This is a genomic window from Ligilactobacillus ruminis DSM 20403 = NBRC 102161 (assembly GCF_900113455.1).
GTDB lineage: Bacteria > Bacillota > Bacilli > Lactobacillales > Lactobacillaceae > Ligilactobacillus > Ligilactobacillus ruminis.
In genome coordinates, this window is record NZ_FOPI01000018.1 from 1 (window position 1) to 26,901 (window position 26,901).

Below are 26,901 nucleotides of genomic sequence, written 5' to 3' on the forward strand. Positions count from 1 at the left end.
CCTTTGCGAAGATCGGTCTTACCGCAAATGAGATAGATTTTCATATTATTTATATTTGGAAACATTTTGATCACGATACCAAAGATAGTTGTTCAAATTTTTGAGAATCTCTCTCGAAGCTCCGTTGTAGATTCGGATTTCAACATCTTCCGTAATAATTTTCGCAGCCATTTCCCTGACCGGTCGATATGTTTCTTTAGGGCTTAGGTCAACAAGGTTGACTTCCACGACGTCATCCAATTTCATATTTAAACCTCCGATATACTTGATGTTTAAAGCATACCAAGACATCGGAGGTTTATGAAGAACGCTTATTTAACGACCGCTTACTCCTGACCTAATCGATTTGCCTGCACGTTCTGACCGCATAAAAAAAGCCCCGCAACTGCGAGACTTGCAACAACAACCTTATTGATTTTTACCATCAGAAGATTCGCCACCTTTCGGAACAGATACAACGCCAAGAATCGTTAGAATAGTCAGTACTGTATTGATACAGTCCTGTGCTGATGCAATTTTTCCCGTCAAATCCAGTCCCATAATCTGAGCCAGTTGCTGTACTAACAACAAAATCGCAGAAACGAGCGCAACCAACACCGTCTTGTTAAGCGTACCATCTGCGTTGTACAATGCTTTCTTAATTTTATCAACCATTTTTTGATTCCTCCTTAAGATTCTTAATTTCCAAATCGTGCTCCTGCAGTTGCTTCAAACAACATGGATGATAATCAGATAAATCCCTCTTAAGCGAACGTATACTCAAACTCACCAATAATTTCCTTTCCTTTAGTTACCTGTTCATTTTGCATAATATCGAAATATGTCTTTGTTCTTACAGGGTTTTCATTTATGAACACATTGAATTTGCCTTTGTACGTTGAATTTTCTTTACCGACAATATTATCGATGGTAATTGAACCCATTGTAAGGTTTAGCACGGCATGAACGTTCTTAGGACTGTCGTTGTTAATTGTTACGACCGGTGGTTCTGTGCAAATGTAATTATTCATGGAAGCACCGGTTAAAATGTTATTTCTGACAGCCATTAAACCACCATTCGTTGCACGTTCAACTGTAACTGGCGATGAAGAAACACATTTAAACATATTACAAATATGAATTTTATTTTTGGTTATTTCAATAGTAACATATCTATCGAAAACGTGTTCACGCGTTTTTTCGCTTCTACACTCATCAATCATAAAGATTGTTAATCTTGAGAATTTCTTTGCGAGCGAACTATTCAATTCAACAGGCACACCGTCAGCGTATACCTTTATCATAGTAGTAGTGGATGAGCCATGAACACCGCTCAAGAAATCAGCGTCTCCACTAATCTTTATCGGTCCAATAATATCTGTACCTGCCGGAACAACAATTTCACTTCCATAATAAATTTTTCCTATATTCCAATTATGCATATCAGCGCTCTCGGAATCTGAATAAAATAACTTCATATTGTATTTACCAAAATGAATGTCATAGTCAGTATCCGAATGGTACTTTATGGACAAGTCCTTTTTCAAATCAATAGACGACGATGCAGGAAGAATGGTGTACCTGTTTGAGTAGGAGTCTGTTGTAAAATCTGAAATTTCTCCCTCAAATACCTGTAAAAATGGCTGTTTCGTTAATGCTGTCATAATAATCAAATAGGTTGTATCAGCAAGTGTTGTAACAGTTTCATGCTTAACATAAACGTCACCTCGAGTATAATCAAATACAGGTGTCAATGGCTTTTCAACTATATCACTTGGAGTGCAGTATGTTCCATTATAAAAAGCACATTTGAAATATCGGTATCCAGTTGACTCAGCACCCTTATCTTCTATTAGGATAGAATACTTTGTATTTGGCTTTACTCGGATAATTGCCAAAGAATTACAATTTTCATTTATAGAAACGTGTTGTTCATTCCCGTCACCATGTAACTTATAGCCAGTTATATAGTTACCGTTAAACAAGTTTAAGGTAGTTAATTTGTACACATCATTGAAAGCATCATTGAAAGAAGTAATGAAAGCATCATTGAAAATATCATTGAAAGAAGTAGTGAAAGCATCATTGAAAGAAGTAATGAAAGCATCATTGAAAGCAGAATTAAGCAAAAAACCGTCCCACTCCGACCAAGAAGTTGGATTGGTATTTGATTTTGCAAATCTTATCCATGCTTTTTTGTTAGTTCCGTCTAATTTACTATACTCATAAACCATTTGAACAATTCTTGTTTGTATTGCCCCACTTGTCATAACAACAAGAATCCCATTTTCTTTCATGTTTGGAGCATTTTGGAAATTAGTATCTATTTCATAAATACCATTTTTTGTTATTAAATCACAGTTTGTTTCTTCTATCTTACCTTTTTGTATAACGACCTTATTAACTAAATCTTCCTTTAGTTCACTCAACTGTTCCCTGACAGCTTCACCTGCATTGGGATATTCTTTTCCATCAGCACCAATTCTGATGTCTTGAAGTTCTGCATCACCTGTGGTTGAACCTTCTTTCATCTTGGACAGATTGTTGATTCTTCCCCTTTCAACTGCAACTTCAGTCTTGTCTGCCTTGACATTTTCAAGGTTTTCAATTTTTTTCCTTGCAATGAGGTCAGTTGTTCCTGCTTTTCCATCTTCATAGCAATCATGAATGCTATCATGGATTGCTTTTCTGACATCTTTCCCCCATACAGCAGATTCAATTTTCTTCAAATTTTCATTAATGTTTGACATTATCACCACTCCTTTTCTGTTCTAACGATTCAGCGTTCTGTTTGCGTTGTACAATGCATTAGTATCCTCCTTAAGCGCATGGATTTCGGTTTCATGCTCAACCAATTTGAGATCATGACGTCTCAGGCTGTCATTAATCTTGTCGATTTCAACTTCTTGCTTGTGGAAATTGGAATTCAGCGTCTTTAAATTGTCGTTAAGCTCATTTAGCGACATTCTAAGCGGCGATAATACGTCTGACATGCCCTTTTTAAGCAGCTTGCTCAACGCAGTCGTAACAACCCCTATTAGGGTAGCTAAGCTGAGGATTTCTCCCCAGCTCAGTCCCCATAACCCATGAATCAAACTATCACCTCAATCTTATTATCCTACCCGTCCTCCGCATACATAGCAATTAAGCCGTTACCGTATCTTCTGGGAACATCTTGACATAGTCAGACTTGGCATTCAGGACATTCTCAAACTCCTGTGAGAGCTTGTTGGCCAAATTGTGCAGCGCTTGCTCCTCATTATTTGCATGATTCTTATAATTCTGTACAGTCTGCCGGTCATCATACACGTCAGCAGACGTCTGTTCTGCAAGCATGGCCAACGATTCTCTCACGTCAACACCATACATTTTTTGGCGCAACCACTTGGCCAACGTTTTATTTGCCTCAGACACCTTGGATTGGTCAATAGGACTATCCGTGAGCATGATATGCGTTGGATCTCTATAATCGACTGTCATTAAATCACTCCTTAAACAAAAATTTGATTGTAACTGTAGCTGCAGTCCAGGATGGCACCATTGTACTTGTCCGTGTATTGCCATGCATCAGCTATTGCCGGCTTGGACGACGCACCCCAGCTGGCGACCCACTTGTATTTGGCATGACTGTCGAATCTACTGCCGAACCATGAAGCACTGGAATAGTCACAGGTATTCGTATAGCCGGCATCGGTCAGCACCTTGTAAAAGGCATCCACCTCAGCAGTCAACGCGGCCTTATCCTTAGTAAGCGACCCATCTTCGACGTCACACGAAACCACTGCGCTGGTCGGTATTCCCTTAGCTTTTAGTTTGCTCAAGAACCACTGTGCTTCAGCTTGCGCATCAGAAACGGATACGGCCAAGAAATAGTGAAATGCACCGATAAACTTCATTTTAGCCGTAATTCCACGGCTCTTTTGCTCATCGAATAGCGGATTGAGATATGCACTGCCTGTGGCAGACCCTTCCGTCAGCTTGATCATCAGGCCTTTGACACCTGACTGATACAAGTTGTCATACCATGACTGAGCCTGACTGCCGTTGTTCGATGACAAATCAATAAATTTGCTACCAGACGTCCAAGCCGGGGTATTGCCACCGCTGTTTTCAAGCTGTTTGACTCGTTCAGACAGTTTGGCATAATCGCTTGACATCTTGTTGTAATTGTCGGACAATTGTTGATTCTGCTTGGACAGATCAGAAATTTCCTTGTTGATCTTTGATTGACGCATTATCAATCTGTTGATCAGCGCCTTCTGCGCGTCGGTTTCTGACCGTTTCTGCAATCGATACGTATCCAAATCAATCGGATTATCGCTCAGCGTTAACGTTGAATTTGCCACGTCCAACAAATCAAGCGACATAGCAACGATTCTCTCCGTTGCATAAAGTCCCTCTAGTTGATTTACAATGCTGACATAACTCCCGCATTCAATCATACCGATAGTTTCTTTCAGGAAAGACAAATCGATATAACCGGCTTGAATCTGATATTTAATCGCCTTTTGAGCATTAAGAAAAGCCCTGCCTTTTGCAAGCAGAGCCTGTGGCGTTGTTACGTCTTCCCAGGTTTCGGTCTTGACGTGTATGCCAAACTGATCTATCAGTGCCTCATCACGCAGATAGTCACTGCCGTTGTTGACGCTTGCGATTGTTAAGTGCGGACTTGAAACGTCGGTACTGCCGTCATTGTTCTGACGTTCCTGAGTTGCGCCGAGCGGCTTAAGAACAGTAACAATCTCACTTGGATCAACAGTCCGTGAACTTGACACCATGTTATGTGCAAGCTCGATCCTCTGCGAACAATCGGAGGAGATTTCCGGCTCGTAGTCAAGCATTAGCTTGCCGTCCGCATTCCTGATCCTCATTTCTCCACCCAAGCGACTGATGAGCTTGTCTTGTATATTATCATACGTATCTTTGGTGTCATCAGCATATCGATACACGTTATCCGTTGAATTTGTCACCGTGACCGTTCCGAGCGTTATCTGCTTGTAGGACTCGACCTGCTTATTGTGCTCGGTTATGAGAGACTGCAGAAAGTCCTTTGGCGTCGTGTTATGGAACTCCCTCCACGGTTGTACGCTGTCGTGCAGGAACCCTTCCAAGCCCTCACACGTAGCTTGCTTTCCAACCGTACCCGAACTATCCATGCTATCCGTATACGTTAAAACTCGCCCTTCGAAAAGAGTCATATTCTTGTCCGGACGAGTTATTTTTACAAAGCACGTATAGGGCTCAATTTCCGTATACAAAGCATGTGTCGGGTCAATCGTGAAGCTGAACGTGTCATAAGATGAAGTGCTTTTCGATAGCACCGCAGAAACAAGCCTGTAGTTTGGGAAGATGTCCGAGTTGAGCACCTTCTCTTCACCATTCCAACCGTTTCTGATCGTAATGCGAAATCCCTTTGTCATAGCCATTCCTCCGTCCAGTCGAACCTGACGTGACCGGTCCCCTCCAGATTGACCGTGTTCTCACCCGGCATCAGCTCCAGATAAGGGTTGACATTGTCTCCGGCTTTAAGCGCAAAGACATGGTCATTGACTGATGCGGACATGGCAGAAGAACAATTTATTGTAAGTTTGGCACAATTCTGCCCTGTATTTATCAACAGAATGCTTTCATGACCCTTGACGTCAGCCTCGATATTGGAGGCGGCGTCAAGATCGAAGCAGAACGTGTCCCATACATCGTCATAGCAATGCTTGAGACGATAAGCATAACATTGGAATACGATCGTCACCTTGCAAAAGTCCCATCCTTCTTCGATTGTCGGTGCCGTTTGTACTTCTGCGAGAAACGCATAACCCGGCATCGCATCGTCCTTGAGCATAATTTTGCCGGTAGGTTTCATCAGCCAGTTCATCAGCTCGGTTAGCTTTATATTCATCAATGATAAATTATTTTGACCATACGGCAAGCGGCAAGGGAATGTAACCGTCCGCTCATCATAGGTATTGAGTCCATAGAGATTGCTTAGGTCAATGTAGCCAGTGCGATATGGAAGTTGTAACTGATATTTACGTTTAGCGGGTAAAGTAACTGATTTATCGTTCAGAATTACCAATTCAAATTCACTTGAATGCCTGCCGTTAAATTCAAATCCGTACGGTCTAGATTCTTGTGTCAATCGACATCCCCCTTCCTAGCATCGTATCTCTCCTATTCCTTTCAACTGATCCGTACTGTTCATAGCTGCGGGCAAAACTGGAGCCGTCGACTCTCAACTGTTTGTTGGCAATGGCGTCAAGCTTCTGCCCGATATCTGCCAGTTGCCTGTCAGCATTGCCCGAACTGAGAATGCGCAGCACTTCAATCTGTTCTTCGCTGGCACCGAATATCTTAGCCAGCATGGTCAGCATTGCGCTCAAAGTCTGTTCAAGTCTGTTGTTTGACTTCTCAGACTCAACATCGGCTTTGGATACTCCCTGATGATTGTCGGTGCGGGCAAAATAGTCCAATGATTTCTGCATGAGCTGATATGCTCTTGACCGTTTGGACAAATCCAGCGGAATGACCATCTCCGGAAGGTTTTGCTCGGCCATCTCATACACCCCGTGAGTGGAGACCAGGCCACCGTTAGCATATCCATGTCCTTTTCCTAATGCAGAAAGACTTGCGCCATATCGCGTGCGGGCATAGTTCAGTCCGGCAAGCATGTTGTCATATCCATTCCAGATATCCTTGTGTCCGGCAAGAGCGTATGCATTGAACGTGCTTCTCTTTGTCTGCATGAGACCGAGTGCCGGACCCGAACCGTCTCCGTCAGGGTCTGCTCCGGGCTGTTTAGCATGCGGATTGCCGCCGGATTCCGTATTGATTTGTCTGAGCACCTTGCTTACCATGGCGCCGCTTGTGGAGAGCCCCAACTTAGCCAGCGCCTTCTTGACATAGGGTTCCCATCTCTTTACACCAGACCCGCTTGGATTTGTGCCACTGTCATCATAACTCTTCAGCAGCTTCTTGAAGGCCTGTGTTACCGGATTTATCAGTGACTTTTTGGCCATGTTCCTTGTCTGATCCATCAATGTTGTGTGAGTGAAACTGAACGCCTGAACACTTGGCCAGTGACTGAATCCTCTGGCAATCCATTTAACCGGTTTCTTCAAGACGTCAAGCACGCTGTCGGCAATGTCCAGTGCCTTGTCCTTAATGCTTCCGATAAAGCCGGACAGTGAGAACGTACCCGTGGCATAGCCCGGAAGAGTGCCGGAATAACTGCCGGCCATCACTCTTGCTGTGTCACGTGCATTCAGCACCTGTTCGCCTTGATTGAGCGGCGCAACTTCAGCTCCGTGTCTTCCGACGATTCTGGCGGACTTGCTCCAGGGCGTATAGACCAGCTCGGGACCGGCTTCTCCGACCAGGGCAAGGCCGGTACGTGCAACACCACCGTTGGCATAGGAACTGATTCTTGCCGCCGGTCTGTATGAGCCGACATTTCCCTTGTACGACCCACCGAATGCGTGTACAACAGATGACCATGCATCAGACAGGAACTTCAAAGTGTTGTGAACAGCGGCACCCCAGGCATTATATGATTTGATGCCGTTGTTGCCTTCAGCTACAATATTCTGACTTACAGACTTGTTCTGCTTTCTGGCTTCATCTACAACTTGATTGTGCTTGGCCTTGGCGCTTCCGACAATCTTGTTCTTTGCCTCATTGGCAACGCTGACAGTAGTGTCACGCTCCGATTTGGCATTGGCGATATCCTTGTTCATCATATCCTTGGTGTAGCCTGGAATGTCCTTGTTCATTCTCCTGTACTGTTCCACTTTGCCTTTATACGTCTGTTGAGCTTTAGAAATGGTTTCTTTCCGCGTTCTTTCTGCGTGATTAATAATCTTGTTAGCTTCGTTAGCTGATTTATTGATTAACTCCTTAGCTTCTTGATCACTAATTTTTCCTTTGTCTTTGCGTAGTTTATCGAGAATTTCCTTCTGCTGCCTGGAACTTGTACCCATTTCCTTAGCAATCGACTTAGACAATGACTGCAGCTTGCTCAATCGCTCCTTATTGTACTTTTCAGTAATTTTTTCCTTTTCATTGGCCGTATTCCTGGCAATTTCAGCCTGTTCCTTCTTCTCAGAACGGGCAAGCTTCTCCCGTTTTGCCTTGAACTGCTCCTGTACCTTTCTTACGGCTTCCTCACCAGTGTAAGTTCTGCCCTTTATCTGGACATAACCGGATTCTCTGACCCCTTTGATAGTTTCAGCTTCATCCTTTGCCAGTTTCTCGCGTTTCTTGTTATAGGTGTACGTAATCCTGTTTACGTTGCCCTGCCCGTTGGCAGTGGCCTTTTTAAGGTCTTCGTTATACTTGTTTGTTGCCTTTATAAGGATGTCATATGTCTTCTTCTGACTGGACTGTCGTTTCTTGTCGGCATCATCGATTCCCTTGATGTACTCTTCATACTGTTTTTTGCTGATCTGGTGCTGCTTGTACATCTGCTCAACTGCACGTTTTTCAGCATCCGCCCTTTTTTGCGACTGCCTTTCAGCAGTACGAGCGACAGAGGCATAGAAACCTTCAAGCGTAGCCTTAGCTTTGTTCAAACTCTTATCATCAGACTGAACCGACATCTTGATTACCGACAGGTCCGCCTTGTCCATTGACTTCCGGATATCATCAGATACGCTCTTCTGCGCTTTGGTAAGTGAGCTCTTTTCAACCTTGACCTTGCCCACCTTGACCGTGGTCCCGTCATACATAGTGACATAGCCGGTTTCAGCAAACTGTTTCTGCTGCTCCTTTGCAGCTTTCTTAACTGCATTGTTGAGTCCTTTGACGATTTTCTGCGCTATGGACGTGCTGCCAAGCATATTCCCTATGGAAGAGCCTAAAGCTGCCCCCATGGGCCCGCCAGTGGCAAAACCAACACCCGCTCCGATAGCAGTGCCAGCAGCATTTGCAGCAGCTTTTACTTTGGAAGATTCAGAGCCTGTCTTGATGGCTTCGGAGATATCATTTTCTACATTGAATAATGCAATGGCTGCACCGGCAATCCCAATTAATTTAGTCCCAAATCTCGAAACAAATCCAGCAAGCTTGGCGCTCCTTCCGGCAGCAGCAACACTCTTCGTTACACCTTTTTCCACCGCACCAGATGTTGCAATTCCTTCTTCGACTCCTTCAGCTATTTTCGTGCTTTGAACTGGTTTTGACATTTTTTTCTCAGCACCTGCTGCAGAACTTCCAACACCGACATAGGAATTACTTGCGAGCGTCTTCGCCTCGGCAAGAGATTGATACTCAAGCGTGAGCGCCTTTACTTCTGCCTGCTCTTCTGCAACCTTAGACCCGAATCCGCCAAAAACGGTGGCCAGTTCCTTCAGCTTGAGCGTGAAATTTATAATTTTGTCAGCAACCCATATCTTGCCTAGTATAGTGGCTACATCGAGAATTACATCACGATACTTGAGTGCAATTTCAGCAACAGTCAACAGTTTTCTAGCAACGGACCCCACACCATCAGCCATGACCTTGACATCTTTCTGAAAATCCTTCTGCCCGAATAACTCTCCTAATTCCTTGGTTGCCTCAGTCATGTACGGAAGCAATTCAGCACCGAATTTGATTTCAAGATCTTCCCATGCCTTCTTAAATTTTTCATTGTTGGCCTGAGCAGTTTCCGAGTTCTTTTCCGACAGTGTCTGTACGTACTTGCCCTTGTCTGCTGCTTCCTGTGTCCTTTGAGTAAGTTCACCTAACCTTTGAGAATTCTCGGCAAGAATCATTCCCGCCTGTTGTCCAGTTGTTCCGAACAGACTGTTGAAAACGGCGTTCTTTTGAGTCTTGTCCATTGACTCGGTGTGCTTCTGCAACACTCCCATTATGTCCGTCATGGATTTGAGATTTCCGTTAGCGTCAACCATCTCTTCCTTTTTAATTCCAAGATTGTCAAGCACTGAGTTCTTCTTGCCGATTGCCTTAACGGCAGACACCAGTGAGTTGATAACTTGGCGCAGACCTGTACCCATTTGTTACCGCAGAGGCTCTTTATCCCCTGCTTCTGCATGTTTCCATGCAGTTCAGACTATATCTTCATCCCTTGCGGGAGCTTTGCCTTCGTGGAAATTTCCGCATGAAAAAAGCGAGCCTTCAGAGACTCGCTTGATTTTTAGCTTACTTTTTCTAGTCGTTACACCTTCCCGACGTTTCTGACGGGCTTGGCTCGGGATCAACATGTCACTTGAATAACCCACCGATAAACGAAATTACGCCGGAGACAGCAAGAAAAATGAATATTAATGCAAATTCAGCAGCTCTTTTAAAAATATCATCAATCGACGGTAAATCGCATATGCCCCAAATAAAGCCTGCGACTGAACCAATTACGCAGGCGACTACAAGAGCCGCCATTGTCTTACCATCGCCCTTCTTCCACTTGTACATGCTATCACCTCCGTAAAAACGTTTATCTATTTGAGATTATTATATCATGATTTAGCCTTCCCCGAATTAACAAAGTTGTTTTTCAAAGCAATTTCTCGCTAAGCGGCCAGTTTTACCAAAGCCTTGTCTGCTTCCAAACCATTATTACTCAAAACACCCATGGCACTTGCCGTTTCAGACAAACTGAATCCCGCCTGATGAGCTGTAGCCGATACATAAGACATCCCGATGCCTAGAGACTGGAACGATGTTGACGTAACGTCAGCAGAATAGGCCAAGGTGTTGACGGCCTTCTTGGTCTGCACCGTCATCTCCTTTGTAGAACTTAGTTGTTTACCGTTCTTGTCAACGGTCATTCCAAATCCTTCAAGAGTCTGCGACGCAACTTCGACGACATCGGAGAAATCATCCCCCGAAGCAATGGAACCTTGAAGTTCGGTGTTCATTGCACCAATTGCCTGTTTGCTTGTATAGCCGCGCTTGACAAGTTCCAGATAAGCGTCAGCGATATCTTTTTGAGACTTCCCGTATTTCAGTGAGTATTTCTCTCCGTCAGACTGCATGATTGCAACTGCTTTGGTTGCCTCGACGACGCTTTCCCCGCCCGTCACCAGGTTGTTTTTGATAACATTATATTGGCTGTTAAGTTCAGATGCTTTTTCTGCACCTTTGCTTAGAGAACTTGCAACTGCGGCAAATGCGGTCGTTCCAACCATTGCTGCGGTTTTAATTTCGTCAAATGACCTTTTAACTGACTCTTTTAATCGAGTACAACCATCGCTAAACCGATTTAATGATTGTGGCCACATTTTTGTAACCTGTATCTGTTTTCTGATTTCAGCCTCATTCTGCCTGTAGCTAAGGCTAAGATCTTCTACTTTAGCTTTCTGATTCTGATATTCACGAGATGTTTCACCGGAAGCCCTTGCCGTTTCCTGAAGAAGCAGTTTTTCCTGTTTCAACTGAATTTCAAGTGATTTCCGAACGCTTTCCAACCCTTTCAGCTTTGCCCTGGCGGCTTCATTTGTCCGTCCCTCGGTTTCAAGAGCATGAGCATATGAGGTGGTAATGTCCGTCACTCTCGACGTTGCGTTGCGGGCTTCGTCAGTCCTCTTAGTCAGCGTTTCAAGATTTCGTATTGCCTGAAGGCGAAGCTGATTCTCCTGAGAACTAATCTGGCGTGCCTTTTCCTGCTGGGCAGTCAAACTGTTAATTGCCCTTTTGGCAGCATTGATCTGGTTTTCGTATCTAAGCCACGCCTTCTGACCTTTATCGGTGTCAGTATTAAGCCCCGACTGTTCTTTTCTTAAACGTTCAATAAGCACATTCTGTGCCTTAATCGCATTCTCGGCATCCGTAACCTTATTGGCATATGCTGCCATTACGCCCTCGCCTGCTCGAATCTCTTCAAAGTTGGTGCGCATTGCATTCTTCAGTGCATAAGCTTCCTGCTTGATTGTTTGTAACTTACGGCCAACACCGCGGTCATCAAGGTCGATTGAAAATGTATAACCTTCGATTTTAGGCATTTAGCTCCCCCCTTTCATCAAAGATCTTGCAAACTCGCCGGCATCAACCACACGCTCTTCACGTGGCCGTGAAACCAGTGCCGTCTGCATGTCAGAATAAGAAGAATTATAGTAATCTTCCGGTAAAACACCGTTTTCAGTAAGCAGCTGCTTAGCCATGTAGTCAATATCATCGCTTAGCTGCCTTAACTGAAGATTCATTCTTCTTCTTGCTTTTTTGGGTCTTCAGTCACCTCATCACCGTCATCATTGAGCGACCCCATGTCAATGCCCAGAAACTGACGTGCCATCTCACGAAATACATCGTACTGGTCGGAGAACGAAGCCTCATCAAGCTTCTTTCGCTCCGTTTTGCTGAGCTCCAGCATGTCTTCCAGAATGTCCGGAACCTTATCGACAATGAAGTTCATCAAGGAGATTGGATTTTCATCCAGCTCAAGTAAATTGTCATTCCATTCGGTAAAATTCCTGATAAACTTCTTCACGTTTGCGTTTGAGTCAATCAGTTTCCAGTTCTTTTCAGGGAAGCCGAGAACGGTGCCATCAATCTTTACTACCTTTGCCATTTATTAAACATCCTTTCTGTAATTCGTCTCACATCTCTCGTCTCTGTCTGATCAACTAGTGTGATTCTGGAACTTGCGGTTGCTGAGTATCATCTTTGATGAATGTCTGTGCAGAGCCGAAAACCTCGTCAAACATCTTCTTCATGCTGAAATCCTTTGCGCCTTCATAGTAAATCTTGTATGTCTTGTTGCCAAGCGCGGGAGAAGCAAGCGCAGTAAATGTCATCTGCTCAGTTTCTCTAGTCTGAGCCGTGTCAGTGTTGGACTGAACATTCTGCTGAGTTTCGTTGAAAACACCACGAGGAAAGGCGAAATAGATTGCCTTGTTTTCGATTTCGTCGTGAGACGCAACGATAAGAGCACTCTCTACGGTATCATCAGTATCGACATAACCGCCATTCGAAAGCTTGCGACCAAGCAGTGCCTGCTTGACCGCAACGTTAATCTGGTTGTATGTCAGTGCTACGGACGGTGCAGACGGTGGATTACTTACATCCACAAGAGCGTCATTGCCGTAAACCTTTGTAACCGTGCCCGAAAGACCCGTGATGTTGGCGGTCGTTGCACCAAGGTTACCGTTCTTCTTCGATGTATCAATTTCGTAGACGCCGGTTTCAGAAATTCCGCCCTTGTCCACGCCGACGATGACGTTCCCGTCTTCGCCCTTGATTCCTACATAAGTTGTATATAAACCTACTACAGCCATTTTCAGACCTCCATTTTAATGTTGAACTTAAGTGTGTTAGTAATGTTCCTGCTATCCAGGCTCAAGACATGTCCAGCATCGGAGTAACAGTACACTCCGTTGTCTCTAAGTACCTTCTTCAAGCTCTGTTCCAGTGCGTTCATGTCTTTTTCATAATCTTTAGGATAGTAGAAATCAATCTGTATCCGTTTATTAGCATATAGAATATTGTCGTTGCCATAATCATCACCCATTCCCGGTTCTTCTGTAATCAGCACAATCACATCGGAACCTGCAGAATCGTCTACGTAGAACGTGCAGATATCATCTGACTTAAGACCCGGAATTGAATCAATGTTATCAGCAAGAATTCCATAAACATATGCGGCAGGTGTCATTTGTCACTCACCTTCCTTGCAAAGGCATCTTCCAGAGATTGCCTGATAGCTTCCTGTATTCTGTCCTTTGAGGCAGCCTCGGCCTCCTCCCAGAAATGCTTACCCGGAACGTGTTTGTGACTGTATCCGTTGCGGTCAGTCGCTATCCAGCCATCATTCTGGAAACGTGCAATATATCCACGCTTGGACTCATCCGAGTAGCCGACGTCAACACGTCCACTCGGCTCTGTAATGACGAGCACCGCATCTTGAATATGGGGTGTCCCGTCATGGTATATCCTGTCAGAGCGAGGTGTCTTCGCCTTAAGTTCTGCGGCAAAGATGTCAGCACCGGCCTTATTGGCACGTTTTCTGTCCTCCAGTGTCAGCCCTTCGGCCAATCTGGTAAGCACTCCTTCAAATGACTCTTCGTGACCGATTGAGTTAACACCGTTTGAGTTACCCATTCTTATCCACCTTCTTCAGCGTAATCAAGTCAAATCCGACCGGCGGAATACCGTCATCTTCCTTGATGTTCACAATGTCATAAACTTCTCCTTTGATCTGTACCTTGAACTTGTCGCTCAAGATATGGTTGTGACGAACGAAGATGACCATCGCTATGCTTTGGTCAATGCCGTGGTATGCAATGCTATCGGCCATTGACAGGGAATACTCTCCGTACCATACGGAGAAGTCGGGAACAAACCCCTGAATCGGACGTCCTGTGTTGGGATTTTTCCTGTCGGTTGCTCCCATATGCCCAAATGCGGCCTTACCCCTCATCCGGCTTGTATTGAGATTCTTCAAGTGCCGCCACCTCCCCGCGCATCTGTCCTATAAGCGAATTCATAGTTGCGTTGATTGTAGTAACCGAGCCTGTAAATGCTGTCATGCGATACATATAGTACGTTGACGCAAGCGCAAGAACGGCCGTGTCAAACCGCCCGTTGTTATCGTAATAGCTTGCGTCATCGGCCCCAACAGCATTCATGATGAATGACGAAGCGGCATCAAGATAGCCGGTCAGCAGTTCATCATCAACAGTATCATCAACTCGCAGTGAATCCTTCAATGTCTCTAAGCTAACCGCCATCTAAATCACCTTCTAATTGCCTGCAGAAGCAGCAAAGTTGGCGCTTTGGTCAGCAATTGCCTTGAATGACCCCGGAACAAACGCTTCGGCATCAGTTGAGGCGACATCAAAGCGGTCAATGACACGAATCTTGGTCGTATCCGTTTCGAACGCTCCACCACCGATATTAGTTGTCATAAGAGACATAGCCTGACGGTCAAAGAGTGTGACCGCCTGCTTGAGGTCACCGAAGTAGAGCGGGTGTGATCCAGTATTATCGGCAAGCCAACGGTCTGAAATCTCAATCACACGGTAGCCGTCAATTGTGTATTTGCCCGGTTCAGTGACGTCACGCTGCATAAGATAGTCACCCATTGCATTCTTGACCTTGCGCAGAGCGTTCATGCCGGAAGAGTTGGTCATGAAGACCGATGTTGCCTTGATGGCAGGGTCAACAGAGTTTTCAAGGTCAATGATGTCATCCCACTTGGCCAGTGTCGGCTTCTTCTCGAAAGCAGCAATCTTGGTGAGGATAGCCTGATTACGTGTTACGACAACCTTCTTGGCAATCCAGCCGGTCAGCCAGGCGAGAATGTTCTCTGCCGTGTCTGCAAGCAGCGTATTTGTGGCCGTAGTAATGCCGGCATAGCGCTTAATGACATACTTGACCGTTGTGAGCTTTGGATCGTCATTGTCTCCAATCTTCGCATCTTCCGTATCAATAGAGGCAAGCGGTGTAACGTCAGACCACTTTTCGTAGACACGGGAACCTGTGGCCGTACCGACATTCTCAACGTTGACGTAGTTCTGGAGTGCATCATACTGGCGGACCAGAGCGTGGATAGTCGTCTGCACGTCCTCCGGAATCGTCAATCCTGCAGCTGAACCGGACGTATCAACAGTGGAATCAACCTTATTGAACACCTTTGCGCCTGTAACCATATCCTTGAAATCTGATACGAACTTGTTCTTGAGTGTTTTCTCATCGGCAGTCAGCGGCTCCCTGTCCTCTGCCTTCATGTTTGCGACCTGTTCCGCTCGGGCGTCGGCATATGCCTCTTCTGCCGCGTCCCGAACTACAACAGCCTTTGACAACTCATCCTTGACGGCCTTGAGTTCGTCTGCAGAATGCGAATCTGCATCCTTCTTCAAGTCAAGAATGAGGTCGGCGCGCTTATCTTCGAGCTCCTGTACCTTTGCGCCGGCTTCATCGAAGGCCAGCTTCAATTCGTTAACGTTCATTACGTGCATTGCTTTACTTCCTTTCTACTAAAAAAGCAGGTCAATCTTGGCCTGCAGCTTCTTCTTTCCAACAATTTCCGCGTCTCTATTTTCAGCAGTTTTTTTCTGCTTTTCATAGGCTTCTGCGCTTGCCATGGCCTTCTTCCATCTGTCCACAACGGCTCGGCTGACCTGTGGATAACCGATAGAGTTAAGTACGGGCTCTCTTGACCTGCCAAAATCCATGACGTCATCAGCAAAACCGTAGTCGACCGCCTGATTTGCAGTAAGCCACGTCTCCTTGGCCATCATGTTTGACAATTCCGACTTGTCGAGCCCTGTTTTGGCAACATATGCATTCATGATTGAATCATCAATTCCTTCAAGAAATTCTGACGTATGAGCCATATCATCAGCGTTGCCGTCAGCAATCGTCCACGCTTTGTGAATCATGACCTGCGCCGTAGGACTGATATGCACTACATCACCGGCCATTGCGATGACTGACGCAGCTGACGCAGCAAGACCCTGAATGTTAACCGTAACCTTGCCCGAATGCTGTGACAGCAGCGTGTAAATCTCTGACGCGGCAAACACGTCACCACCGTTCGAATTGATGTTGACCTCAACTTCATCGGCACCGTCAAGCAGAGTAGAGACCTTGCCAGGATATACCGCATCCCATCCTATCCAGTCATAGAACTTACCTGTATCGTTATCAACAATATCCGCCTTGACTTCAATTACTGTCATTGTCTTCACCTCCCTTCGAGATTCCCGAGTATTCAGGCATGTCTTCCGGGAAGTAGCCGGATTTCTGCAGAATGTATCGTGCCTGGTTGCCGTCAATGGCGTTGGTCTTGACCATCTCGGAAATCTTTGTTGCATAGCCATCACCCAGCGGATCAACAGCAGGGCGCAAATCAGCAGTGAACCGACAGTTCAGCTTGTTGTTCAACTCTCCGAGAATCGTCCCCATGTAGCGGTTAAGAGCGTTCGTGTACATTCCCTTGATTTGGTCAAGTGATGACTGCTGATCGCCCTGTCCGTTCAGATAACTGTCCGGTATCCCGTATACCTTGGCAATCTGATTAGCCGTCCAGTCAGTCTGATTGAGCAGTGCCGACACATCGGACTTGATTTCAAGCGGCTTGTAGTCTTCAAGGTCATCAAGCACCACGGGGCCATAATTAGATGACTCCTGCTGTGCCATAAAACGCCTTGACCGAGCGGCTTTCTGTTTCTCATTAAGCAGGCCGCCCTTCTTGATGGTCAGAATGCCTGGCGATACTATTGCCTGTTTAAGCGCAGTCAATGTCAGATTCGTGTTGGCCTTCTTGATTGCCATCTCCGAAGACAGCGATGCAAGCGGAGAAATGCCAGTCTTGCCGCCGTTTCTGCTGATAAGCCGGAAGTGCAGCATGTCAGACTGGGGAATCGAGTTGACAATTCCGATTCCCGGCTCGTCAAACGTGACGTTATAGACAAGCGAAGAGCCGTCATCCAGTTCGAAAACGTCAACCTGTGACGGTCTGAGATACTCCCACCTCAAGTCAACCCCGTTTCTGTTGCGCCATCGGTATACATAGGCTTCTCCGCCTAGTAGTAGCTGCAGGAAAACAGACTTCCAGAACAGATGGCCATTGGACATTGTAGTTGGATTGTCAATCATACCCTGCATTCTAGATGCTGACGCACGTATTCTAGATGTTGCTAGGTCTCCCGAAATGAGGTTGACGATTGCGAAGACATCGGAATTATGCAGTGCTTCACGTGCTGAAACGTATACGCTCTCTGTTTTGCATCTCAAGAAATCCGTTACTGTATACTCATCTGAATCGGGAACGGACATCAGATTGAAAATCGGCATTGTTAATCACCCCCTTTGCCGGCAACAGCCTCACTCAAAAGTCCTAGAATAATGCATGCAAAACCTGTGGCAAAGATTCCCGCAGTTGCGTTCAGCCGAAAAAAGCCCCATACGAAAAAGACGATTGCCGCCACGTAGAAAATGACGTCAATCGCCTTCCAGATAAGCTTAAGAATGATGATTACCACCCCCTTAGATAGTGTCACTGTCCTCACTGTTGAACCAGTCGAGAACGTCCTGCTCCGTCATCAAGTCAACTTGATTGCTCTTGTCGTTTGCTATACCGAAATCTTCGAAGTGATACATCGCCTGGTACATTGCGTCTATGATTGCGTCAACAACGTCAATCTTGAGCGTTGCCTTCGCCTTGTCGACCTGTATTCCGACCTTGTCTTCGTACAACTGTGCATTTATCAGTGCTTTCTCCATGATTTTGTCATCAAAACGGGTCAATGATCCTTCAACAAACAGTTTCTGCAGAAACTTCGTCGGGTCCTTCAGTTCGCCTGTTCTCTGACGTACTGCCTGTAGTGGATAACTGGTGTTATACTCCAGACGTTTGATAAATTCATTGACACCCATCGCATCATAGCCGAAGAACACGACCTTCAACCGGTGCTCGGAAACAAAATCAACGAGCCAGTTAAAGACCTGCTCAGTGCTGATAAGCCCCTGTTCATGAGCCGTGATTGTACAGTAGCCCTTCTTAGCCAGTTCTCTGTAGGCGATACCGTCCTGTTTCTCCTTTGCTTCGATAGATCCTGCCCTTTGCCATGGTATGAACGAGTGCTGAATGACATGCCACTTTCGCCCTGTCTTGTCAGCGTAAGGAATGACGAAGGCCAAAGCGGTGTTGTCGGACGACATGGAGTAGTCAAATCCTAAGTACGCGTCCATTCCGTCATAGTCGAATTTGTCAATGACTGCACTTTCGATGTCACTGAGTTTTAAAAAACTGTTTGCTGCTTCTTGAAGCCACAGATTAAGGTTTTTGTTCTGAAAATCCGAGATGGTGCCGGACAGCATGTCACTGTCGCGTTTGTCTCTCAAGCCGGACAACAGCACATCATGTTGATCAGGAAGATACAGAAGCGGGTTAGACTTGACCCATGTTTCTTCCTTGAACGTCTCATCCAAATCATCCTGTGCCCAAATCAGGCCAAGATAACTGTCGGCTTCACGGTTCCAGTCCTGTTCCATTGCCTGCTGCAGCATTTTCTGATCATCATGAAACGGAACGGACGGGTCCGGATATGAAGTGGAAATCTGAATGAATTGCTTGTTCTTGATTTTGACTTGGCCTGAAATGATTTTTGAGACCTTTTCACGCGACTTTATTTCGCCAATTTCGTCAACGATAGCTGTAGTAAAGTGGTATGAGTCAAACTGTCCCGATTCAAACGATATTGCGCGCAGAACATTATTTGTCTTTTTCTGCACGGTCTGGTCTGACTGAGTGGACAGCTCAGTTTCTTCAGCCAGCGATTTAAATGGCTCTTTTGCGGTTATCTTCCTCAGCATGGATTTGATATAACCGTACAACTTATTTGTCTGCTTGAAGTTGATCGACGCCACCAGATAGTCCTGATTGAACAGCCCGATGCTCTCAATCAGGTATGAGTAACACATCAGAATCGCCATCAAATACGTCTTGCCCTGGCCACGTGCCACGGAAACAATTGCCCGCGTGAACCTCTTGCCCCCTTCCTTGTTACGCCATCCGAACAGCATTGAAAAGATGAATTCCTGCCAGTGCATCAACTTTGTCGGCTCTTCTGTATCAACATTAGGACAGATTGACGCAAACTTCAGCAGTTTAGACGCATGGCTTGGACTGTATTCATAAGGGAAATCAGCTTGTCCCTGACGCTGAAGGTCTCGCAGATGGCGGAATGCAGCAAGCTTAATCAGATATCCGGTTACAATCTTCCCGTCAAGAACGTCAAATGCGTACTTAGTGCCTTCATCAGTGTACTTGCGACGCTCAGCGTCAAAATTGTTTTTCCTGTATTCGCCAATGACGTCATGAGACTGTGTCATATCGATTTTGTTCATTTCACCACCCCCTATTACAGGAATTCCTTGAGTGCATCCGTTGCTGATTTAGCGTCACTCTTTGTCGCAATGGACATTAGTTCCTGTCTGGCCTTAGGCGACAGTCCCAGTTGTCCACCGACCATTGTAAGCTGATTATTGGCGTCCTTGAGCGTCATAACCGCCGGATTCTTCTTGTACCCGGTGAAATCCTTACCGATAATTTCGCCCATCTGGTCCTGTAACGTCTTGTACATTGGTGTTTGAATGCCATTTTCCTTGATATCCTCATAGGCAACCCTGTAAATCTCGTACTGTGTGCAATACTGCTCAACCAAACTGGTATCTACTCTTTCAACACGTCCGGTTGCTTCGAGGAACGGCACAATTTTGCGCCAGCATTCCTTGGCCAGAACCCCCAGATAACTAGGCGGAGTTCTGGAAACTTTGCCGTCATTCTGCAGATAATATGGCTTAGTTGCCACAACTTTCACCTCTCTTTCTCCGGGATAGCCCCCCTTTTAAAAATTTCAAAAAATTCGCGCGACGTAAGACGTGGGCACTGTGTGTAGCTCTTCTCACGGCGCATGAGGGCGGGGGGATTAACAAATAAAACAGATTAAGTGTAATCATACTCACAATGATTAGGAATGCTTAGGAAGCCTCTCACGGCTTTTCAGCAACTCCCGTAATAACTTCAAATCCGTTACCTTGCCGACCTGCTTCAATTCATTCTGCGAACCAGTCCCGTAATAGTCCCGTTCCCATCTGCTCTTGATCATATGACAGTTTCTGCAGCATGCTGTAAGGTTGTCTGCATCAGTCATCATGCTCTTGTCATACTCAATCGGCACAATATGATCAACGATTCCTGCATTGAATGCTCCACAGTATCCACATACATAATGATCTCGTTCAAGTACATAGTGTCTCAATGAACGCCATTGTCTTGTATGATAGAATTTATTCTGCTCTGCCTTGACATCATCCCTCACACGCGTTGTCCGGTTGTACTCCCGGTTATGTCTTTTGGCATGCATCTCATTTCTGACGCCCCACTGTTTCCTCCTGGCTAGATATTCTGCTTCATACTGACTATGCTCGTTACAGTAATGATCAGGGTATGCTACCATCGCATGGCAACCAGTATAACGACAACGTCTATATCTACCCATCGTCAATCACACTTTCAAGATATACAAGCATTGTTTTGGAATCAACCTCATACCGTTGCTTTAATGATCTAAGCCCTTCTGCAACGAGTTCAAACACCTCATCGCCTGTCATTCCATCTGTGGCGCCGACAACAACTTTATTATCTTCGCGGTTGATTACCACACGTCTAAATACAGTGTCTTTCAAAATTTTCTTCCTTTCTCTGCTGCAAAAAAGGCCAGCCGTTAAGACTGACCTCCTGAATTCATTCATCAAGTTTCCTTAGTTGTTCTCTCATTCTGCTGTTGTCAACAACAAGCTCGTTAATCTTGATTGTTATGTCCAACAAATCCCTGTCAACGTATAAGTTGTGATTTACATCCCTGTTATATTTGATGAGCTTGTTCAATGCTTCCAGAGCTCTTGATTCAGTAGCTTCCAATCTAATCACCTCGTATGATTTCTTTCGCAAACCCAACCGTAATCACTTGGAATCATATGTTTCAAAATTCCGTCAACTTCAAAACAATAACTACAATACGGAACGTGTTCCCCTTCTACCCAGTACATTCTTCCATCATCACTGATATGGCCGCGTTCTCTGAGATTCAATTTTTCATTGAGTCTGTTTTCAAGTTCAATATTCTCAACAACAAGTTCGTTGATTACCTTGGCCATTTCGGTTGCCTTCGCAATGAGTTCAGCGTCCCTGAACTTTCTGACAAGCTCCGTAACATCTCTTACCAGTTGAGATATATCACTGTAATTTACCATCAAGCTTATCCTCTATCATCTGTTTAAGTTCAAGCAGGTCCTTTTCGTCAGCATAGTTTCTGACATACGACTTTGCCATGGATCTGTACTGATACTTTCTTGACTTCTCCTTGTTCTTTTCGTTCCACTTTTTGTTTGCTTTCTTCTTTGCATCTGACAATTCTGACATAACGGTCACTCCTGTCCCGACTGCCGAACCTTCGATACTATCATCATACTACCTAAGATATCTGCAAAGTGTATGATGTTAGTCTCGCATTTGTCCGGTAATCGTCTAATTTTCAATTACGATTGTCTTAAACACCCATAGTATCACTGCTAACACAATTGCCACAGCAGCTGAGATATAATATTTCTTTTCCTGCTTATTCATGATATTATGATATGGGGAAACAGGTAAGGCTGATAACCAACCTTACCTGCCAAACTATTTATTTATAAGAGCGTCAACAATGTCTTTGATGATTTCAAGCAATACCGTAATCGGTGCGGCCCATGCGCCAATTGCAACGTACCTTGAAATCTTAACCTTGTTGAGCTCTTTTTGTTTGGCTTTCCTTCCCAAATCTTTCACCTCCTTACAATTATATAATACACCTTTTAAGGTGTATTGTCAATGATTTTCAAGCATTTTTTTGTTAAAAATATAAAAAAACAAGGCTTGTCGCCTTGCTTATTAATAACATTCTATAATCGTTCTATTTGTACACGTGCAGATCAGGGCACCCTTTCTGCATCTCAAAACAGTCGGCGAACTCGTTGAATGCCTTGTCCCTAAGCTTGTAGTACGTTGCACGCTCGCAATACATTGTATCAATGACTTGCCAGTTCTGAAGGCCTTGCACGTATCGTGCCTTGAAGATGTAGTATGACGTCTGAGAGCAGTGACTGAACGCCTGAGATACCCCGGTGATTATGTCCCGCGCTGCAATGTATCTAATCATCTTCCTTTCGGTGTTGTTCACGCTGTCATCACGCACAATGGGCATGTTGCTAATGACTGGCGACGCAAGGCTGGCCGGACTTGCATTCGCGATTCTGAGAATGCGTGGCAGCTTCTTGTCCAGGAACTCCTTCACATTCCTTGCGGTTGCTTTGTAGTCAATGTTGTCAATTTCAATCAATAAATCGTCCACAACGCCACTCCCTTTTTGATATAATTAGATTGCCATATCATTTTAGAGAGTCGGCTTTAAGGACCGGCTTTTTTTATTAGATTCTGATTCGTGCCATCTGGTCAAGACCCCGAGAATTAATCTCTTCAAACGTCCACGTACCAGACTTATCGTGAGGGATGCCATTCTCAATCCTGGTCATCAACTGTCCGTTCTCGCCTCTGACATACCACATTCGCCTGGTATCAGTAACTCTCACGGCATACCGTCGCTCGCTGCCTTAACTTTTTCGCCTTATTTCCCAGTCGCCATGCACAAAAGTTCTCCCGTTTCTTGTCCATTCTGACAAAGCACAGTGGGGCAATCCAAAAGCACGCTCGGCGGCTGACAGGGTTTTGAATTCCACTTGCTCGCCTGTTGAGCGATTGACGCATAACACTTTGACATCGAGTCTTCGGACATTGGGATGCATTTTGTAATAGAACTCCCTTAAACCGTACTTTCCACTGATTTTCCCAACCGCGGCCGAAGATAGCCCTGTTACCATCGCTATTTCTACGTAAGTGTACCCGTTTTCTATCATGTTTCTGAGCGTTGCAGCTCCTGGGTTCTTTCCTCTTTTACTCTTCTTGTTGGCTTTTGAACTTGATCGTTTTCGCTCTTCCAAAAGAATCTGCACTGCTTCGTCATCGGCGTAATCTTCTATATGATCGAACGCTTGCGCACCGTATTTTTCCTCGACCCAGTTTACCGCTTCTACAAATTTCATCCGAGATCACCCTCCCACTCCACGTTTAAGAATTTTGCGAAGTCATCAGTTTTAGGAATCTCCAAAATGTTGGAAAATGCCAGAAAATTGTAGTTGTCACTCTTTACGTAAAATGCCCGTTTGGCTTTCCTGCTTAAGGAATCGCATTGGATAACCACCGCATTTATGCCTCTGATGGATGCATTGAATAGCAGAAATGGAATTGCTCTATCTGACAGTTCTTCAAGATGATACCAATACGCTTGTGGATCATATGTGAAAATACTAGACGTTAGAATGTCATTGGCCATAGTGTCTTTTCTTTTGTGTGCAAACGCCGGATCTTCTTTAGCATTATAGACCCAACGGGCTATCATCATTCCTCCGGTACCTGCTGCCATCTCATAATAATCAGTCTGCCCTGGTTCAGAAACAATCGAATTTGCCAGTTTAGCAACTGAATTAGGTGTAAAATCTTGCTTCTTCGCCTTCCGCTCGGCTTGTTCAGTTTCAAAGTATTCGTGGAACCAGTCATAATCAAGATTAGTATCAATTTTTAGAAAATTTCCAAACAGCTCTTCGCGTTCTTCTTTCTTAAGCAGAATTTCCATCAGCCTTTCAGGTGCCTTGAATGCATCGTCAATCCCTAGTAAATCGTTTACGGTTTTGACATCAAATTTAACCATCATCTCACCCCTCATAAACTCGCAATTTTCTGTGCTATTTCTTTGCTATCTCGTGCTCTTTCCGTTTCCAGTCGGTGAATATACACCGCTCTTGTGACAGAATCATCTGCATGCCCTAGCCGCTCTGCTACCGCCATACTACTAATCCCTTGCGACACCAAATAAGTTGCGTGCTCGTGCCTCAGCCCGTGTAGCGTTACCTCGGGCACCCCAGCTTTTTGACACGATCTTTTTAGCCAATTGTTAAGTGTAGAGTTATACTGAAACCCCTTTATTTTATAGAAAATACTCTCGTCCTGATCAGCACCCTTTGCATTTTTCCACAGCATATACAGCACGGCGTCATCTACAACGATCGTTCTAACCGAGTACTTGTTTTTGGTTGGTACAAAAGACCTCGTTCCTTCCCGATGTTTTTTATAGTCAAGGGTTTTGTTGATAGTGACTGTCTTTTTGTCAAAGTCGACATCGTTAAGCGTGATGCCTAGTGCCTCAGCAAATCTCAGCCCAGTTTTCAACAATATCAGAAAAAAGTTCGCCTCAGATGTATTCTCGTGTTTAAGCTCTTTGACCAATTTTTGCATGTCTTCGATTTCCATAAATTTTGGCTTTTTGACGCCCGGAGGCTTTCCCCTTGGGATTTTTGCGTCAAAGGTAACGTCACGCTTTAATAGCCCGTCTGCGTTGTATGCTCGTTTAAGCGCCCACGACAATTGATGATGGAAGTCAATAACCGTTGCTTTTTCTCTCGTTTCCGCGTACTTGTTCAAGATTTGCTGGTAGTCGTCTGCCGTCATTTTCTCCAAAGACAAGCCCGGCCAATTATCGGCCACAAATCGGCAGTTGGACAGATATTTGCCATATGTCTGTTCGCGGACCTGGTCCTTTTTGTACGTTTCGATTTCCTTTAAAAAGTAATCCACAAGCAGCATTCAATCACCCCCCTCCTACTTATTATCTGAACCTCCCGGTTGCGATAATATGCTTCCTACGCCCTAGATTCCATTCCTTAATCCAGTATTTGACTCGACTGACGGTCATTCCTAATTCCGCACCTATGGTGGCATCGGTGGCTCCGTGATTAATCAAGGATTTCAGCTCAGCTTTCTTCTGCTCAACTAACTTGCGATAGGGATCTGATTTGATGAGATTGTACATGCCATGCGCAAGCCAGTATCTTTCTGACAAACCATACTTCCTGACGATCTTGCTTGCCGCTTCGGGAGTGGAGACGATTGCCTCTCCAATCTCGGCATAAGTCATTCCCTTATCAACCATTTTCTCGATTTTTTCGCGTGGCGGACGTGCACAGCGCAAATCTGCACCAGTTTTATTCGCATGTATATCGTCCTTTTTCTTCCTGACCTTCCGAACCATTTCAACAGCCTTGCAAAGATCCGGATCATTAATTGCATTCAAGTTGTCAAATGCACTCCAGCCATATCTTTCCACAATCATCGTAACCGCTTTTCCAAACTTCAATCCCATCGTCTCACCTCACAAGCCAGTTGCATATCAGAAACATCAGCATGCACCAGACAAGAAACACCAAAGACAACAGACACCCGTACTTATTCATGTCATTCATTACTGTTCCTCCAGTTCGTCCAGGAATTCCTGCATGCGCTTGATGTTGGTGTTGATCCAGAGCCTTGTATCGGCGGTTATCTGCCCCGAATTCTCGTATTCCTTCACTGCCTGTTCAACCCAGCTTTCCAGATGGCCAAGGCAGCTGGCCTCACGTGCAACTGGATTGTCAAATCCGTATTTTGTCTTGTGATTTCTGCAATAATCCTTCAATGTTTTTTTCAAAATTACATCTCCTTTGTAATTTCCCGCCTTGAAACAGGCTCAAATTTCAATTTTTCATATTTTTCCAAAACTCAATGGCCCGTGCTTCATCCCTCCCAAGGGGCGCGCGCCAATGCGTTAGCTTTGACGCGCGCCCTTCAGGCTAGCCCTACTTGCTATTTATCAGCAAATAGATTAAAATGAGAATCAAAATGATTTGTTCCAAGGTTGTCACCTCCTTTAGCATCGCAAAATCACAGCTTGCTGTGATAAGATGCGTTAAAAGGAGGTGGCAACCTTTTTTGGTTCTCAGCAAAAGGGGCTAGCCTGAAAAAGTTATTGGGGGATGCTTCTATTCATCTTCCATTTCCTGTACGTAACCAATCCGCTTAGCATTGACATACCCTTTGCATTCAATCGTGTGCCCACTAACCGGTTTGATTTCATCAAACGGGATGAACGCTGCATTCTCAAAATCCTTCTGATCGTTTGAATACAGGTACAGGAAATCAGCTTCGTCATCATAACCGCTTCTGTCGTCGTGAATCATCAGCGGGTCGTCCAGGTAAATTCTCCACTTTGTCATTCATTCAAACCTCTCTTCCACAAATGCGTGTATTTTCTTCTTTGAGCCGTTTTGTTCCTTCCGCGTCTGTTTACTCGTCCATCGTCTGGACTCTTCTCCATGGCTTTCCTGTGAGCCACAATGATATCTCTGTTCAAACGTGCAAGCAAGTCATGCTCTAATTTGGAGCTTGTAAGTCCGTAGTCTCTTGTGATGCGCATCTAAGCGCCTCCTTCTCTGCTTCTTCAGCAGTTTCAGCTTTGACCAACTTGTTTGTGATGACCTTGCCGATTTTAATGGTCACTAAGTAGTTTTTCATCTTCTTTC

At 45.0% G+C, this 26,901-nt stretch carries 39 protein-coding genes; all 39 read right to left on the minus strand.

The window, feature by feature from the left end; genetic code table 11:
• Positions 1-45: 45 nt before the first annotated feature.
• The 39 genes from BMZ95_RS06290 to BMZ95_RS11165 all read right to left on the minus strand — a co-directional run bounded on the left by BMZ95_RS06290 (position 46) and on the right by BMZ95_RS11165 (position 26,893).
• Entirely contained in the window at positions 46-246 is a 201-nt protein-coding gene (locus BMZ95_RS06290) for a hypothetical protein (protein ID WP_014073217.1), read from the minus strand.
• 162 nt (positions 247-408) lie between these two features.
• A complete protein-coding gene (locus BMZ95_RS06295; protein ID WP_046922206.1) occupies positions 409-654 on the minus strand; it encodes a phage holin in 246 nt (81 codons plus the stop codon).
• A gap of 89 nt (positions 655-743) precedes the next feature.
• On the minus strand, positions 744-2,729 hold the full coding sequence (locus tag BMZ95_RS06300; RefSeq protein ID WP_046922205.1) for a hypothetical protein: 1,986 nt from the start codon (positions 2,727-2,729) through the stop codon (positions 744-746).
• A 21-nt stretch (positions 2,730-2,750) separates the two neighbouring features.
• Complete coding sequence (locus BMZ95_RS06305) at positions 2,751-2,972, minus strand: hypothetical protein (RefSeq protein WP_225354937.1); 222 nt, start codon at positions 2,970-2,972, stop codon at positions 2,751-2,753.
• Positions 2,973-3,123: 151 nt separating this feature from the next.
• Positions 3,124-3,459, minus strand: coding sequence for a hypothetical protein (locus BMZ95_RS06310; protein ID WP_046922203.1), 336 nt, complete (start codon positions 3,457-3,459; stop codon positions 3,124-3,126).
• Between the two features lie 11 nt (positions 3,460-3,470).
• On the minus strand, positions 3,471-5,399 hold the full coding sequence (locus BMZ95_RS06315; protein ID WP_052750352.1) for a phage tail spike protein: 1,929 nt from the start codon (positions 5,397-5,399) through the stop codon (positions 3,471-3,473).
• The gene (locus tag BMZ95_RS06320; protein WP_046922202.1) at positions 5,396-6,115 is read right to left on the minus strand and encodes a hypothetical protein; all 720 of its coding nucleotides are present in this window, start codon (positions 6,113-6,115) and stop codon (positions 5,396-5,398) included. Before BMZ95_RS06320 ends, BMZ95_RS06315 begins: the two co-directional genes overlap by 4 nt.
• On the minus strand, positions 6,099-9,968 hold the full coding sequence (locus BMZ95_RS06325; protein ID WP_052750351.1) for a phage tail tape measure protein: 3,870 nt from the start codon (positions 9,966-9,968) through the stop codon (positions 6,099-6,101). The genes BMZ95_RS06320 and BMZ95_RS06325 overlap by 17 nt, the downstream gene beginning before the upstream one ends.
• 208 nt (positions 9,969-10,176) lie before the next feature.
• Positions 10,177-10,383: a hypothetical protein gene (locus tag BMZ95_RS06330; RefSeq protein WP_046922118.1), complete on the minus strand. Its 207-nt coding sequence runs from the start codon at positions 10,381-10,383 to the stop codon at positions 10,177-10,179.
• A 98-nt stretch (positions 10,384-10,481) separates the two neighbouring features.
• Positions 10,482-11,912 (minus strand): phage tail tape measure protein, encoded by a 1,431-nt coding sequence (locus tag BMZ95_RS06335; protein ID WP_046922201.1) that lies wholly within the window; start codon positions 11,910-11,912, stop codon positions 10,482-10,484.
• Positions 11,913-12,113, minus strand: coding sequence for a hypothetical protein (locus BMZ95_RS06340; protein ID WP_046922200.1), 201 nt, complete (start codon positions 12,111-12,113; stop codon positions 11,913-11,915). It abuts the gene before it with no gap.
• On the minus strand, positions 12,110-12,478 hold the full coding sequence (locus BMZ95_RS06345) for a hypothetical protein (RefSeq protein ID WP_052750350.1): 369 nt from the start codon (positions 12,476-12,478) through the stop codon (positions 12,110-12,112). Before BMZ95_RS06345 ends, BMZ95_RS06340 begins: the two co-directional genes overlap by 4 nt.
• A 55-nt stretch (positions 12,479-12,533) precedes the next feature.
• Positions 12,534-13,184 (minus strand): major tail protein, encoded by a 651-nt coding sequence (locus BMZ95_RS06350; protein WP_046922199.1) that lies wholly within the window; start codon positions 13,182-13,184, stop codon positions 12,534-12,536.
• A gap of 2 nt (positions 13,185-13,186) precedes the next feature.
• Entirely contained in the window at positions 13,187-13,561 is a 375-nt protein-coding gene (locus BMZ95_RS06355) for a DUF806 family protein (protein ID WP_046922198.1), read from the minus strand.
• Positions 13,558-14,007, minus strand: a complete 450-nt coding sequence (locus BMZ95_RS06360; protein WP_046922197.1) for an HK97 gp10 family phage protein — start codon at positions 14,005-14,007, stop codon at positions 13,558-13,560. The genes BMZ95_RS06355 and BMZ95_RS06360 overlap by 4 nt, the downstream gene beginning before the upstream one ends.
• Positions 14,000-14,350 carry a phage head closure protein gene (locus BMZ95_RS06365; RefSeq protein WP_143454971.1) on the minus strand — a complete coding sequence of 117 codons (351 nt, stop codon included), beginning with the start codon at positions 14,348-14,350 and terminating at the stop codon, positions 14,000-14,002. Before BMZ95_RS06365 ends, BMZ95_RS06360 begins: the two co-directional genes overlap by 8 nt.
• Positions 14,316-14,636 (minus strand): head-tail connector protein, encoded by a 321-nt coding sequence (locus BMZ95_RS06370; RefSeq protein ID WP_046922195.1) that lies wholly within the window; start codon positions 14,634-14,636, stop codon positions 14,316-14,318. The genes BMZ95_RS06365 and BMZ95_RS06370 overlap by 35 nt, the downstream gene beginning before the upstream one ends.
• A gap of 12 nt (positions 14,637-14,648) precedes the next feature.
• The gene (locus BMZ95_RS06375; protein WP_046922209.1) at positions 14,649-15,857 is read right to left on the minus strand and encodes a phage major capsid protein; all 1,209 of its coding nucleotides are present in this window, start codon (positions 15,855-15,857) and stop codon (positions 14,649-14,651) included.
• Positions 15,858-15,884: 27 nt separating this feature from the next.
• Positions 15,885-16,589: a head maturation protease, ClpP-related gene (locus tag BMZ95_RS06380; protein WP_046922194.1), complete on the minus strand. Its 705-nt coding sequence runs from the start codon at positions 16,587-16,589 to the stop codon at positions 15,885-15,887.
• The gene (locus BMZ95_RS06385) at positions 16,576-17,706 is read right to left on the minus strand and encodes a phage portal protein (RefSeq protein WP_046922193.1); all 1,131 of its coding nucleotides are present in this window, start codon (positions 17,704-17,706) and stop codon (positions 16,576-16,578) included. Before BMZ95_RS06385 ends, BMZ95_RS06380 begins: the two co-directional genes overlap by 14 nt.
• Before the next feature lie 2 nt (positions 17,707-17,708).
• Entirely contained in the window at positions 17,709-17,912 is a 204-nt protein-coding gene (locus BMZ95_RS06390; protein ID WP_075529647.1) for a DUF1056 family protein, read from the minus strand.
• Positions 17,899-19,761 (minus strand): terminase large subunit, encoded by a 1,863-nt coding sequence (locus BMZ95_RS06395; RefSeq protein WP_046922191.1) that lies wholly within the window; start codon positions 19,759-19,761, stop codon positions 17,899-17,901. The genes BMZ95_RS06390 and BMZ95_RS06395 overlap by 14 nt, the downstream gene beginning before the upstream one ends.
• Positions 19,762-19,775: 14 nt before the next feature.
• Positions 19,776-20,225: a phage terminase small subunit P27 family gene (locus BMZ95_RS06400; RefSeq protein WP_046922190.1), complete on the minus strand. Its 450-nt coding sequence runs from the start codon at positions 20,223-20,225 to the stop codon at positions 19,776-19,778.
• 159 nt (positions 20,226-20,384) lie between these two features.
• A complete protein-coding gene (locus BMZ95_RS06405; RefSeq protein ID WP_318529228.1) occupies positions 20,385-20,873 on the minus strand; it encodes an HNH endonuclease in 489 nt (162 codons plus the stop codon).
• Between the two features lie 34 nt (positions 20,874-20,907).
• A complete protein-coding gene (locus tag BMZ95_RS06410; RefSeq protein WP_143454972.1) occupies positions 20,908-21,102 on the minus strand; it encodes a hypothetical protein in 195 nt (64 codons plus the stop codon).
• A 58-nt stretch (positions 21,103-21,160) separates the two neighbouring features.
• A complete protein-coding gene (locus BMZ95_RS11150) occupies positions 21,161-21,337 on the minus strand; it encodes a hypothetical protein (protein WP_155400493.1) in 177 nt (58 codons plus the stop codon).
• A 5-nt stretch (positions 21,338-21,342) separates the two neighbouring features.
• On the minus strand, positions 21,343-21,669 hold the full coding sequence (locus BMZ95_RS06415) for a hypothetical protein (RefSeq protein ID WP_046922187.1): 327 nt from the start codon (positions 21,667-21,669) through the stop codon (positions 21,343-21,345).
• A complete protein-coding gene (locus BMZ95_RS06420) occupies positions 21,653-21,838 on the minus strand; it encodes a hypothetical protein (protein WP_046922186.1) in 186 nt (61 codons plus the stop codon). The genes BMZ95_RS06415 and BMZ95_RS06420 overlap by 17 nt, the downstream gene beginning before the upstream one ends.
• A 258-nt stretch (positions 21,839-22,096) precedes the next feature.
• On the minus strand, positions 22,097-22,234 hold the full coding sequence (locus tag BMZ95_RS11155) for a hypothetical protein (RefSeq protein WP_155400492.1): 138 nt from the start codon (positions 22,232-22,234) through the stop codon (positions 22,097-22,099).
• Between the two features lie 133 nt (positions 22,235-22,367).
• On the minus strand, positions 22,368-22,805 hold the full coding sequence (locus BMZ95_RS06425; RefSeq protein WP_046922185.1) for an ArpU family phage packaging/lysis transcriptional regulator: 438 nt from the start codon (positions 22,803-22,805) through the stop codon (positions 22,368-22,370).
• A 76-nt stretch (positions 22,806-22,881) separates the two neighbouring features.
• Complete coding sequence (locus tag BMZ95_RS11160; RefSeq protein ID WP_155400491.1) at positions 22,882-23,043, minus strand: hypothetical protein; 162 nt, start codon at positions 23,041-23,043, stop codon at positions 22,882-22,884.
• Positions 23,044-23,064: 21 nt separating this feature from the next.
• The gene (locus tag BMZ95_RS06430; protein ID WP_046922184.1) at positions 23,065-23,553 is read right to left on the minus strand and encodes a hypothetical protein; all 489 of its coding nucleotides are present in this window, start codon (positions 23,551-23,553) and stop codon (positions 23,065-23,067) included.
• A complete protein-coding gene (locus BMZ95_RS06435; RefSeq protein WP_046922183.1) occupies positions 23,550-24,221 on the minus strand; it encodes an N-6 DNA methylase in 672 nt (223 codons plus the stop codon). The genes BMZ95_RS06430 and BMZ95_RS06435 overlap by 4 nt, the downstream gene beginning before the upstream one ends.
• Positions 24,222-24,229: 8 nt before the next feature.
• The gene (locus tag BMZ95_RS06440; RefSeq protein WP_046922182.1) at positions 24,230-25,150 is read right to left on the minus strand and encodes a site-specific integrase; all 921 of its coding nucleotides are present in this window, start codon (positions 25,148-25,150) and stop codon (positions 24,230-24,232) included.
• Between the two features lie 22 nt (positions 25,151-25,172).
• On the minus strand, positions 25,173-25,706 hold the full coding sequence (locus BMZ95_RS06445) for a hypothetical protein (protein WP_046922181.1): 534 nt from the start codon (positions 25,704-25,706) through the stop codon (positions 25,173-25,175).
• A gap of 99 nt (positions 25,707-25,805) precedes the next feature.
• Positions 25,806-26,030, minus strand: coding sequence for a hypothetical protein (locus BMZ95_RS06450; protein WP_046922180.1), 225 nt, complete (start codon positions 26,028-26,030; stop codon positions 25,806-25,808).
• 331 nt (positions 26,031-26,361) lie between these two features.
• Positions 26,362-26,595: a hypothetical protein gene (locus BMZ95_RS06455; protein WP_003696595.1), complete on the minus strand. Its 234-nt coding sequence runs from the start codon at positions 26,593-26,595 to the stop codon at positions 26,362-26,364.
• Complete coding sequence (locus BMZ95_RS10865; protein WP_003696597.1) at positions 26,592-26,795, minus strand: hypothetical protein; 204 nt, start codon at positions 26,793-26,795, stop codon at positions 26,592-26,594. Before BMZ95_RS10865 ends, BMZ95_RS06455 begins: the two co-directional genes overlap by 4 nt.
• On the minus strand, positions 26,753-26,893 hold the full coding sequence (locus tag BMZ95_RS11165; protein WP_155400490.1) for a hypothetical protein: 141 nt from the start codon (positions 26,891-26,893) through the stop codon (positions 26,753-26,755). The genes BMZ95_RS10865 and BMZ95_RS11165 overlap by 43 nt, the downstream gene beginning before the upstream one ends.
• Positions 26,894-26,901 lie beyond the last annotated feature (8 nt).